We start from the raw sequence: 12049 nt of genomic DNA, 5'->3' as shown, positions 1-12049 counted from the left end.
TTTATAAGAACCATCTTAAGTATCACATCCCGGTTTTACAAACACAACAAGCTCGCCTCTGTAAGCTTTTAAAATTTCTGTCATCAATTTCCTAAAGCCATCTCAACAAATCCACGAGATGGACCATAATTGTTTGCTAAATCAAAATGAGTTATGCCATGATCAAAAGTCATATGCATAATAAATTTACCAGCTACATTAATCACCTACATCCCAAAACTAAAGCACATAAAGTAATAATTCAATTCTACACTTCATATGGAAGACATATTATCATAACGTTTTATAATGCTTTACACATTTACATTATCGTCTTTCCTATTAATATTATTAAAAGTTCAACTCAATTATTACTGTTATAAAATGAAACAATAAAAATAGATTATATCTAATATTTTAATTCGATATAAAAAAACACAACTTTTAAGATGAAATTATAATATCGTACGACTTATGAAGATTTAAACACCTAAGAAATGGCCTAAAACAAAAAAGCATCCCAATCTTCTATATAGAAAAAAGGAAAGCTTTCCATCGGTTTAACTACTTAAACCATTGATAGACTTTAACATCTATCAAACAACACAACTAATTTTTATTGCCAAAAAAAGCTTCTCCTAAGAGAAGCTTTTCGCAATTTTAGCGGTCTGGACGGGACTCGAACCCGCGACCCCCTGCGTGACAGGCAGGTATTCTAACCAACTGAACTACCAGACCGTTGCGTTATTGCGAGTGCAAATATAAGAACCTTTTTCGGTTATCCAAAACTTTTTGCAAACTTTTTTTGTTTTTTTTTCATTATTTAAATCGATTTCTTTCTATCATATACGTTTCCAGTACTTTATCGAAATTTAAATTTATATCACATTCCACATATTTTATTTGATACTGCACACATTTTAATTTTAAATATTTAAAATATTTTTTCACAGCTGCCGAATATGTTTCTTGAATTGCATCCGGATACAAATCTATAGTCTCATTTGTTTCAACATCTACAAACCGTTTAGGTGTATTATCAAAATTAAACCCCAACTCTTTATCCTTATCTACAACATGAAATAATACCACTTCATGTTTATTATGTTTTAAATGACGTAAGGCATCAAACAATTTTACATCATCAGTTTCGGTTTGAAACATATCGGTAAATAAAAACACTAAAGAACGTCTGTGTATCTTTTCGGCAATTTGATGTAAATAGGTATAGGTTTCGGTTTGCTTATTAAGAGGTCTCCTTATTATAGTATCACTTAATTGATGTAATAACATTTGATGATGACGCTCGCTCCCTTTCTCTGGTGAATAGTAATCATAAGCATCACTATATATACTTAATCCAACAGCATCACGCTGTTTTTTTAATATATGCATTATTGATGCCGATGCTAATGCCGAAAAAGCAATCTTATTAAGCTTGTTTAATGAGAGATCTTTTATTTGAGGATAATGCATAGAGCTGCTATTATCTACAATTAAATGACAGCGCAGATTGGTTTCTTCATCATAGCGCTTGGTGTACAACTTATCGGTTTTTGCAAAAAGCTTCCAATCTATATGTTTGGTACTTTCACCTTGGTTGTAAATTTTGTGTTCGGCAAATTCTGCAGAAAACCCATGAAACGGACTCTTATGCATTCCTGCAATAAATCCTTCTACCACTTGTTTTGCAAGAAGTTCTAGATTTTTGAATCCGCCTGTTTTGTTGAGTTCCTGTTGTAAATTCATTTAAATAAATTAAATTATGGCATCAGCAATACCGTATGCTACAGATTCTTCTGCTCCCATCCAATGGTCACGATTAAAATCTTTCATTACTTTATCATAATCTTGTCCACAGTTATCTGCTAATATTCTAGCACTTAACTCTTTTGTTTTCAAAATTTCTTGAGCCGTAATTTGAATATCACTTGCTTGTCCTCTTGCGCCTCCACTAGGTTGGTGAATCATAACACGTGCATGCGGCTGGATAAAACGTTTTCCTTTAGTTCCAACAGATAATAAGATTGATCCCATTGAAGCTGCTAATCCTGTACAAATTGTAGAAACATCACTATTAAGTGACTTAATACAATCATACATTGCAAAACCAGAAGTTACATAACCACCCGGACTGTTTATATATAAATGAATGTCTTTAGTTTCTAAAGCATCTAAGTATAATAATCTATCAATAACGTGTTTTGCTGATTCATCATCAACTTGTCCCCATAAAAACACTTTACGCTCGTTTAATAATGTACTATCTATTAAATCTTGAGTTTTTAATATTTTGCTCATATATGTATGTAATTTAAAAACGCTATAATAAGTCGTTTTTTTTAATTTTTAAAAAGTTTCCTCTAAAATAAAAAAAGGTTTGCTGTAATAGCAAACCTTTATCATTTCTTTTAGAAAGTATTTTTATAAAAGCGTATCAATAGCTTCTACGTATGCACTTTTTTGAGCTACACCAACTTGTCTTCCAACAACTTCTCCGTTGTGAAATATTAATACTGTTGGAATATTACGAACACTGTATTTTGCTGCAAATTCTTGATTAGCATCAACATCTACTTTACCTACAACGGCTTTACCTTCGTATTCAGTACTAATTTCATCAATGATTGGTCCAACCATTCTACATGGTCCACACCAAGCTGCCCAGAAATCAACCATTACTGGCTTATCACTTTTTAATACAGTTTCTTCAAAATTCGCATCTGTTATTTCTAATGCCATAATATTTATTTTTTAATGTGTTCTACTTCGTTATTGTTACAAAATTAGTCAAAAAAATCTCGAAAGCTTACACCTCAACAATTTGTTTTTTATATAATGGTATTGTTTTAAGGTATTAATAACTCCTTTTTTTTATTTTGACATTGAATTTTTAAGTACTTAAATCTTTTAATTCAACTTATATTTCAAGTTATTTGCATCTAAAGCCTCTAAAAGTTCTTGTGATATTTTAATTTTCTTTTTTCGACTTACCATGTTTAATTTAATCTTTTCTTCTAAATCATAAACCAAAAAGCTAAGAATTTGATCTCCAGAATGAATTTGTGTCAATTCATCTAAAACATCTATCTGATAAGGCTCTAATCCTGCTAAATCTAATTGAATAGATAATTTTCGTGCATAAGTTTCCATAATATCGTGTAGCAATTGAAAACTATTAAACTGAATTCTAGGATCACTCTTTTTACCTGTATCTTTATTTACCCACCCTTCTCTAATAAAAAGTTTAATATGCACAAAAGAGTTTGGAACTAAGAAATGTCTGAATTTTAAATATTCTTCTCCAAAAATTCTAAATTCATAACTATCATGATAATCATCAACCGTAAACATTGCCCAACCTTTTCCTTGTTTACTTACACGATGCTGCACATCGGTAACCACACAACCAAAAGTTAATTCGCGATTTACATAAGTTGCCAAATCCACTAACAGTGATAAATTAGCATTACAAAAGTTCTTCATTTCTATTTTAAAATCATCTAAAGGATGTCCCGAAATATAAATTCCTACAACCTCTTTCTCTCTAGCTAGTTTTTCCATAGTTCCCCACTCTTCACAAGGCGGCACTTCTGGTTCTGGTATTTGCACATCACTAGCCGCACCAAATAAACTTACTTGAGCTGAGTTTTCGTTTTCTTTATGCTTATGAGCGTATTTTATTGCTTTTTCTAAAAACGTAATACCATCGCCATCATCATGAAAATATTGCGCACGATGTGTATCTATAAAGCGATCAAAACCTCCTGCTAATGCTAAGTTTTCAAAAGCTTTTTTGTTGGCTGCACGTAAATCTATACGTTTTGCAAAATCAAAAATAGACTTATAGGGTCCGTCTTCTCTATTATTAACAATTGTCATTACCGCACCATGACCAACACCTTTTATGGCCCCCATTCCAAAACGAACCGCATTGTCTTGATTTACCGAAAACTTATAATAGCTCTCGTTAATATCTGGTCCAAGCACATTAAGTTTCATTCGCTTACATTCTTCCATAAAAAATGTAACCTGTTTAATATCATTCATATTATTAGACAGTACCGCCGCCATATATTCGGCAGGATAATGCGCTTTTAAATATGCTGTTTGGTAAGCAATCCACGCGTAACACGTAGAGTGAGATTTATTAAAGGCATAACTTGCAAAGGCTTCCCAATCTTTCCAAACCTTCTCTAAAATTTTAGCATCATGTCCTTTTGCACTTGCCTGTTCAATAAATTTAGGTTTCATTTTATCAAGAACTGCAATTTGCTTTTTCCCCATCGCCTTACGTAATACATCGGCTTCACCTTTTGTAAAATCGGCAAGACTTTGAGACAATAGCATTACTTGCTCTTGGTATACTGTAATTCCATAGGTTTCTTTTAAGTACTCTTCCATTGCTGGTAAATCGTACTCAATTTCTTCGTCTCCGTGTTTACGTTTTACGAAACTTGGAATATACTCCATTGGTCCCGGACGATACAAGGCATTCATAGCAATTAAATCCTCAAATACCGTAGGTTTTAAATCCCTAAGGTGTTTTTGCATTCCGGGAGATTCATATTGAAAAACTCCAACTGTTTCTCCTCTCTGGAATAACGCATAAGTTTCTTCATCATCTAGCGGAAAGGTCTCTGGATCGAGAACAATATCATGTTTTGCTTTTACAATTTTTACAGTATCCTTAATTAAGGTTAGTGTTTTTAACCCTAAGAAATCCATTTTCAGTAATCCTGCATCCTCAACAACCGAGTTATCAAATTGGGTCACATATAGATCGGAATCTTTTGCTACAGACACCGGAACGAATTTGGTAATATCATCGGGTGTAATAATCACCCCACAAGCGTGAATTCCTGTATTACGAACAGATCCTTCTAAAGTTCGGGCAAGATTAACCGTTTCGGCATCCAATCCATTTCCTTCAGAAATTCCAATAAGTTCGTTTACTTTTTCTAAGTCTTCAGCTCTAAACTTGCTACTTAATTCCTTTTCACTTAAACCAAAAATCTTATTCAGTTTAGACATATTAGGAATTAACTTCGCAATTCTATCGGCATCAAATAAAGGTAAATCTAGTACACGAGCCGTATCTCTAATAGAAGATTTTGCAGCCATGGTACCATAAGTAATAATTTGCGCCACTTGATTAGCACCATATTTATTAATTACATAATCCATTACTCGACTTCTCCCTTCATCATCAAAATCAATATCAATATCGGGCATACTTACACGATCGGGATTTAGAAAACGCTCAAAAAGTAAGTCGTATTTCATAGGATCAATATTTGTAATCCATAAACAATACGCAACTACAGATCCTGCAGCCGATCCACGACCAGGACCAACCGAAACATCCATTTTTCTAGCTTCTCTAATAAAATCTTCTACAATTAAGAAATACCCTGGATATCCGGTTTTTTCAATAACGCTTAATTCAAAATCTAAACGTTCCACAACCTCTTCCGAGAGTTCTTCCCCGTAACGTTTTTTTGCTCCTACATAAGTTAAATGACGTAAGAAAGCATTTTCACCTCGTTTCCCTTTATCAACCTGATCTTCTTCATGCATAAACTGCTCAGGAATATCAAAAGCAGGTAATAACACATCACGCGCTAAAACAAAGGGTTCAACCTTATCAACAACTTCCTGTACATTTGTAATTGCGTCTGGAACATCTTTAAAAAGGACTTTCATCTCTTTTGATGACTTAAAATAATACTCTTGGTTTGGTAAACCATACCGGTATCCACGTCCGCGTCCTATTGGTGTAGATTGTTTTTCACCATCTTTTACACACAATAAAATATCATGTGCATTTGCATCGGTTTGCTTACAATAGTATGTATTATTTGAAGCAATAAGTTTAATATCATGCTTTTTAGAAAAATTGATTAATACAGGATTAACTCTGTTTTCATCTTCCTGATTATGACGCATTAACTCAATATACAAATCATCTCCAAACTCTTCTTTCCACCATAACAAGGCTTCTTCAGCTTGATTTTCACCAACATTTAAAACCTTACTTGGTACTTCTCCATAAAGATTTCCTGTTAGGCAGATTAAATCTTCTTTATATTGCTGAATTAACTTCTTATCAATTCTTGGCAAATAGTAAAATCCATCCACAAAAGCATGTGATGATAATTTTGCTAGATTATGATATCCTTTTTTATTTTTTGCGAGTAAAACAATTTGATACCCATTGTCTTTTCTCGATTTATCGGCATGGTTTTCACACACAAAAAACTCACATCCTATAATAGGTTTTATGGTTTTTAACTTCGGAATTTCGCCACGTTCTTCAGCTTCTTTATTTTTAGCTTCAACACCTTTATTATGATTACTTACTGCTTTCACAAAATGAAAAGCCCCCATCATATTTGCGTGATCTGTTAAAGCTACAGCTGGCATATTATGCTCTGCAGCAGCAGCTACTAATTTAGGAATACTAATGGTAGATTGTAATACCGAAAACTGCGAATGATTATGAAGATGAGAAAACTCGGCAGATTCTAATTCAGAGAGATTTTCTTTGATTTCTGCTTCAGAAATTCCGCTAGATTTAGCTTTCTGTATGCGTTTATTTATTTTTTCACTTTCTCTTTTAAGATTAATATGTTTTAACCCTATAAGTTGAATTTCACTTGGATTTTCTTTAGTAAAATTTTGAAAATAATCTTCAGAAACATCTAGTTGTTCAAGCGTATATTCTTCGCGTCTTATCAATTCAAAAAAGCAACGTGTTGTTGCCTCAACATCGGCAGTTGCATTATGAGCTTCAGAAAATGGTTTGTGAAATAAAAATTCGTGTAATTCTGTTAATGTTGGTAATTTAAATTTCCCGTAACGTCCACCGGCTATCTTACATAAAGATGCCGTATGTTCGGTACATGTATCTAAAACTGGTAAGTCTTGTAATTGATTTTCTAGTTCACCTCTTACAAATTCAGCACCCATAATATTAAGGTCGAATTTTACATTCTGTCCAACCACAAACTTCGTCTTACCTAAAGCGGTATTAAATTTCTGTAAAACATCGGCTAAAGGGATACCTTGTTCTTTGGCAAGTTCTGTAGAAATACCGTGAATTTTTTCGGCATCATACGGAATATTAAAACCATCTGGTTGCACCAAATAATCTTCACTTTCTATACAGTTACCCATCTCGTCATGTAATTGCCATGCAATCTGTATACAACGAGGCCAATTATCTGTATCTGTAATTGGTGCGTCCCAACGCTTAGGTAACCCGGTAGTTTCGGTATCAAAAATTAAATACATATTTTTATAATCCCTTTAAATTAAGTATTTTACAAAGCAGAAGTGCTTTAAAAAGTAAGTGTATAAAAATACGATAAAAAAAAGGAGACTTAATAAAAAGGAACTTAAAAATATTTACACAAAAAAAAGCGACCCTTAGGTCGCTTTTTTCTATATAGTTATATCTTTAAACTTATATATTATCTAAATAATCAGGAATTCCATCTGCATCAGTATCTACTGCATCTGCAGGATTACCGTCGTTATTTGGATCTGCATCTTCATTAATTGTTAATATTAAATCGCCATCATCATCGCTATCTAAATAATCAACCATTCCGTCTCCGTCTGTATCTATAGGATTTCCATCTCCATCTTGTGCTTCATATATAGTTAGTACGCCATCTCCATCATCATCTGCATCCAAATAATTAGCGATTCCGTCACCATCAACATCATCATTAGTTAAATCACCATCATCATTAAAGTCTTCATATACATCTGGCACACCATCTGCATCAGAATCTTCACAGTTTAAAGTATCAATAACAGCTTGAATTGCTCCGGTAGCATCACCACAATATGTAATTTGTTCTTCTAAATAAAACTGATAGTTTTGACAAGCTACAATATGTGTTCCTAATGTAGACGCATCATAATTTGCTTGAGCAGTATTACGATTTTGAGATGCTAAATCACAAGGAAATACACACTCATTTAAACCGTTAATTGCTTGTTGAATTTCGCCACTTACATCTCCACAATATTCTTTTTGATTTTCTAAAGCTTCACGGTATAATTCACAAGCATCTATATAAGTAGATGCTGAGATATATTCCAAACTTGAATCAAAAGTCGCTTCATAAGCTAAACGTGCTGTTTCAACATCTGCTTCTGCATTATCACAAGTATAAACTACTGCAGGAATGCTCCCTGAAAGTAAAGGTACTTTAAAAAACACACCTTCGTTAAAACCTACTGAATTTAATCCTGAAGCATCAAAAGCTAAGAAATGAAATGTTCCTGTAAATGTATTATTACCTATTTCATCTAAAGATATTTCGCCATACTCTGGATATACAGATACACTTGCATCTGGAGAATTAGCTGTGCTATATTCAACGCCATTAACATCAATAAATTTGGCTTGCATTGAAGCAACATCACCTAAAGTATAAGTTCCAATCGCTACAGATGGAATAGTTAACACTACTGTTTCAATATTATTTCCGGCAGTAATAGTTAAATAGCCGTTAGCTTCAATACTAGCATTATAAAACTCAGCTTGCCAAAGTACGTAATCCTTATTTCCTTGAAATGCTGGAGAATTAAATTGAACATCGTCACCACAACTTACGAGAGTAACAATAGTTATTAAAAATAGAGCGATTTTTTTCATTTATCTTATGGTTTTTCGGCTTAAAAAAAGATATCTTTAAGTAAATTTAGGTATTAATAACGATTTTAGAATCTCAAAAGTATAATAAAAAATCAATAATACTTAATTTCAATTTAAATGTTTCGATATTAAATAAATATAGTATCTTTGCACCTTATTAATAATAGAGGTCGCGAACCTTACAAATTAATTTTTATGTCAGTTAAAATTAGATTACAAAGACACGGTAAAAAAGGAAAACCTTTTTACTGGATCGTAGCAGCAGATGCTAGATCAAAAAGAGATGGTAAATACTTAGCAAAATTAGGTATCTACAATCCAAACACAAACCCTGCAACTATTGAATTAAATGTTGATGGTGCTGTACAATGGTTACAGAATGGTGCACAACCTACTGATACTGCTAAAGCTATTTTATCTTATAAAGGAGCTTTACTTAAAAACCATTTAGCTGGAGGAGTTAGAAAAGGAGCCTTAACTGAAGAGCAAGCAGAAGCTAAATTTACTGCTTGGTTAGATGAAAAAGGAAACAAAGTACAAGCTAAAGCTGACGGATTATCTCAAGCTGAAGCTGATGCAAAAGCAAAAGCTTTCGCAGCTGAAAAAGCTGTAAATGAAGCAAGAATCGCCGCAGCAACACCTGCAGTTGAAGAAGCTCCAGAAGTTGAAGCAGAAGCATCAAACGAAGAAGAATAAAAAATATTTTTTTATACTTTTAAAAACTCCGATATATTTGTATCGGAGTTTTTTGTATTCTAAATCTACCGAACTATATCATACGCATACACAAAAAAAATTAGCTCGTAACATCCATTAATTATGAAAAAAGAAGATTGTTTCTATTTAGGTAAAATTGTAAAAAAATACAGTTTTAAAGGCGAAATATTAGTAAAATTAGATACTGATGAGCCCGAATTATATGACAACCTAGACTCTGTTTTTATGGAACTTAGAAATAACCTAATTCCTTTTTTCATTGAATCTTCTCAATTACATAAATCAGAATTATTACGTATTAAATTTGAAGAAGTGGATACTGAGCAAGATGCAGATAGTATTATGAAATGTGATTTATACTTACCTCTAGAGTTTTTACCAAAACTAGAAGGTAATAAATTTTATTTTCATGAAATAATCAACTTTAAAGTTGAAGATATCAATTACGGAACCGTAGGAATCTTAAAATCTGTAAACGATAGCACCGCACAATCTCTTTTTGAAATAGATCGTGATGGTATTGAAATTTTAATTCCTATGAATGATGAATTTATAGAAAAAATAGATAGAGAAAACAAAACCGTTTTTGTAAAAACTCCTGAAGGATTAATTGATTTATATTTAGAAGAATAATCCCATATTAAACCTTCCTTAACAGAAGAACTTTTTCACTTATGAACAAGCCATTTCAATTTAAAGAATTCTCAGTAAATCAAGATCGTTGTGCTATGAAAATTGGTACAGATGGTGTGCTTTTGGGCGCATGGGCAACCTTAGATTTCAATCCGTTTTCTATCCTTGATATTGGTGCTGGTACCGGTGTTTTAAGTCTTATGATGGCACAACGAAGTAACGCAGAAGTTATTGATGCTATTGAAATTGATGATGACGCTTACGAGCAATGTGTTGACAATTTTGAAAGTGCACCTTGGGGTGATCGTTTATTTTGCTACCATGCCGCATTGCAAGAATTTACAGAAGAGATTGATGATAAATACGACCTTATTATTTCAAACCCTCCCTTTTATTCTGAAGATTATAAAACCGAAGACAAGCAAAGAGATTTAGCACGTTTTCAAGATGCTATGCCTTTTGAACATTTAATTGAAGCAGTAACTAAATTACTTTCAAAAGAAGGTAAATTTGCAGTTGTTATTCCGTATTCAGAAGAAGAAAAATTCTTAAATCTAGCTTCAAAATCAGGCTTATTTGCAAATAACACCTTACACATACAAGGTCATGAAACATCAAACATTAAAAGAAGTCTTATTGAGCTTTCATTCCGCGAAAGCGAAATTTTAACAAAAAAATTGATTATTGAGACCTCAAGACATCAATATACTGAAGACTATATAAATCTAACTAAAGATTTTTATCTAAAAATGTAATTTTTATATTGGGCATAGAAATCGTTTTCGTTACTTTTGTTTTCAACTAAAACGATATTATGAAACCAGATTTATTTGAAGCTCCTGATTATTACAATCTTGATGAACTTTTAACAGAAGAACATAAATTAGTCCGTGACGCCGCAAGAGAATGGGTAAAACGAGACGTTTCTCCTATTATTGAAGACTATGCACAAAAAGCTGAATTCCCTACACAAATTGTAAAAGGATTAGCTGAAATTGGTGCTTTTGGACCATACATTCCTGAACAATACGGTGGCGCAGGATTAGATCAAATTTCTTACGGATTGATTATGCAAGAAATTGAACGTGGTGACTCTGGTGTTCGTAGTACAGCATCTGTACAATCTTCATTAGTAATGTACCCTATTTGGAAATACGGAAACGAAGAACAACGCAATAAATACTTACCTAAATTAGCTTCTGGAGAATGGATAGGATCTTTTGGTCTTACAGAACCAGATCACGGTTCAAATCCTGGTGGAATGGTAACCAACTTTAAAGATATGGGTGACCATTACCTTTTAAATGGTGCTAAAATGTGGATTTCAAATGCGCCTTTTTGCAACGTTGCAGTAGTTTGGGCTAAAGACGAAACAGGACGTATTCATGGTTTACTTGTAGAGCGTGGTATGGAAGGTTTTTCAACACCAGAAACACATAACAAATGGTCACTTCGTGCAAGCGCAACAGGTGAACTTATTTTTGATAATGTAAAAGTACCTAAAGAGAATTTATTACCTAACAAATCTGGATTAGGCGCACCGCTTGGTTGCCTTGATTCTGCACGTTTTGGTATTGCTTGGGGTGCAATTGGAGCTGCAATGGATTGTTATGACACCGCATTGCGTTACAGTAAAGAACGTATGCAATTTGATAAACCTATTGGGCAATTCCAATTACAACAAAAAAAGCTTGCTGAGATGATTACCGAAATCACTAAAGCACAATTATTAGCTTGGAGACTTGGTGTAATGCGTGAAAATGGAACCGCAACTTCTGCTCAAATTTCAATGGCTAAACGAAATAATGTAGATATGGCTTTAAAAATTGCTCGCGACTCAAGACAAATGCTTGGTGGGATGGGAATTAGTGGAGAATATTCTATTATGAGACATATGATGAACCTAGAAAGTGTTGTCACTTACGAAGGTACACACGATATTCATTTACTTATCACAGGATTAGACATTACAGGTTTAAACGCTTTTAAATAGTCATAAAATCTATTAAAAATATAACTTATAAAAAATGCTTCTCTTAATTGAGA

At 33.0% G+C, this 12049-nt stretch carries 9 protein-coding genes and 1 tRNA gene; 4 read left to right on the top strand and 6 right to left on the bottom strand.

Translation table 11 applies throughout. The features are described from left to right. Window positions 1–643 precede the first annotated feature (643 nt). From ACU4C5_RS06965 to ACU4C5_RS06940, 6 genes are all read right to left on the bottom strand, one after another. Window positions 644–717 (bottom strand) — tRNA-Asp (locus tag ACU4C5_RS06965). An 81-nt stretch (window positions 718–798) separates the two neighbouring features. Then, the gene (locus tag ACU4C5_RS06960) at window positions 799–1728 is read right to left on the bottom strand and encodes a DUF58 domain-containing protein (RefSeq protein WP_446846347.1); all 930 of its coding nucleotides are present in this window, start codon (window positions 1726–1728) and stop codon (window positions 799–801) included. 9 nt (window positions 1729–1737) lie between these two features. Further along, entirely contained in the window at window positions 1738–2280 is a 543-nt protein-coding gene (locus tag ACU4C5_RS06955; RefSeq protein ID WP_446846346.1) for a ClpP family protease, read from the bottom strand. A gap of 123 nt (window positions 2281–2403) precedes the next feature. Then, window positions 2404–2721: a thioredoxin gene (gene trxA, locus ACU4C5_RS06950; protein WP_446846345.1), complete on the bottom strand. Its 318-nt coding sequence runs from the start codon at window positions 2719–2721 to the stop codon at window positions 2404–2406. A 168-nt stretch (window positions 2722–2889) separates the two neighbouring features. After that, a complete protein-coding gene (gene dnaE / locus ACU4C5_RS06945) occupies window positions 2890–7275 on the bottom strand; it encodes a DNA polymerase III subunit alpha (RefSeq protein WP_446846344.1) in 4386 nt (1461 codons plus the stop codon). Between the two features lie 172 nt (window positions 7276–7447). After that, complete coding sequence (locus ACU4C5_RS06940; protein ID WP_446846343.1) at window positions 7448–8653, bottom strand: DUF6252 domain-containing protein; 1206 nt, start codon at window positions 8651–8653, stop codon at window positions 7448–7450. Window positions 8654–8848: 195 nt separating this feature from the next. On the opposite strand from ACU4C5_RS06940, the gene ACU4C5_RS06935 reads away from it, so the two are divergent. From ACU4C5_RS06935 to ACU4C5_RS06920, 4 genes are all read left to right on the top strand, one after another. After that, window positions 8849–9349 carry a 30S ribosomal protein S16 gene (locus ACU4C5_RS06935; protein ID WP_446846342.1) on the top strand — a complete coding sequence of 167 codons (501 nt, stop codon included), beginning with the start codon at window positions 8849–8851 and terminating at the stop codon, window positions 9347–9349. 123 nt (window positions 9350–9472) lie between these two features. Then, the gene (gene rimM / locus ACU4C5_RS06930) at window positions 9473–10003 is read left to right on the top strand and encodes a ribosome maturation factor RimM (protein ID WP_446846341.1); all 531 of its coding nucleotides are present in this window, start codon (window positions 9473–9475) and stop codon (window positions 10001–10003) included. A gap of 41 nt (window positions 10004–10044) precedes the next feature. Continuing rightward, window positions 10045–10758 carry a tRNA1(Val) (adenine(37)-N6)-methyltransferase gene (locus ACU4C5_RS06925; RefSeq protein ID WP_446846340.1) on the top strand — a complete coding sequence of 238 codons (714 nt, stop codon included), beginning with the start codon at window positions 10045–10047 and terminating at the stop codon, window positions 10756–10758. A gap of 59 nt (window positions 10759–10817) precedes the next feature. Further along, the gene (locus tag ACU4C5_RS06920) at window positions 10818–11996 is read left to right on the top strand and encodes an acyl-CoA dehydrogenase family protein (RefSeq protein WP_446846339.1); all 1179 of its coding nucleotides are present in this window, start codon (window positions 10818–10820) and stop codon (window positions 11994–11996) included. Window positions 11997–12049: the final 53 nt, after the last annotated feature.

It is taken from the genome of Lacinutrix undariae, from assembly GCF_052934785.1.
Note: the sequence above shows the minus strand (reverse complement) of the source record. Positions and strands in the feature narration are given on the sequence as shown.

What these genes read in the sequence shown, in the direction of transcription:
- ACU4C5_RS06925 (WP_446846340.1), top strand. Translation starts at nt 10,045, where the DNA reads ATGAACAAGCCATTTCAATTTAAAGAATTCTCAGTAAATCAAGATCGT.
- ACU4C5_RS06920 (WP_446846339.1), top strand. Translation starts at nt 10,818, where the DNA reads ATGAAACCAGATTTATTTGAAGCTCCTGATTATTACAATCTTGATGAA.
- ACU4C5_RS06935 (WP_446846342.1), top strand. Translation starts at nt 8,849, where the DNA reads ATGTCAGTTAAAATTAGATTACAAAGACACGGTAAAAAAGGAAAACCT.
- ACU4C5_RS06955 (WP_446846346.1), bottom strand. Translation starts at nt 2,280, where the DNA reads ATGAGCAAAATATTAAAAACTCAAGATTTAATAGATAGTACATTATTA.
- dnaE (WP_446846344.1), bottom strand. Translation starts at nt 7,275, where the DNA reads ATGTATTTAATTTTTGATACCGAAACTACCGGGTTACCTAAGCGTTGG.
- trxA (WP_446846345.1), bottom strand. Translation starts at nt 2,721, where the DNA reads ATGGCATTAGAAATAACAGATGCGAATTTTGAAGAAACTGTATTAAAA.
- ACU4C5_RS06960 (WP_446846347.1), bottom strand. Translation starts at nt 1,728, where the DNA reads ATGAATTTACAACAGGAACTCAACAAAACAGGCGGATTCAAAAATCTA.
- ACU4C5_RS06940 (WP_446846343.1), bottom strand. Translation starts at nt 8,653, where the DNA reads ATGAAAAAAATCGCTCTATTTTTAATAACTATTGTTACTCTCGTAAGT.
- rimM (WP_446846341.1), top strand. Translation starts at nt 9,473, where the DNA reads ATGAAAAAAGAAGATTGTTTCTATTTAGGTAAAATTGTAAAAAAATAC.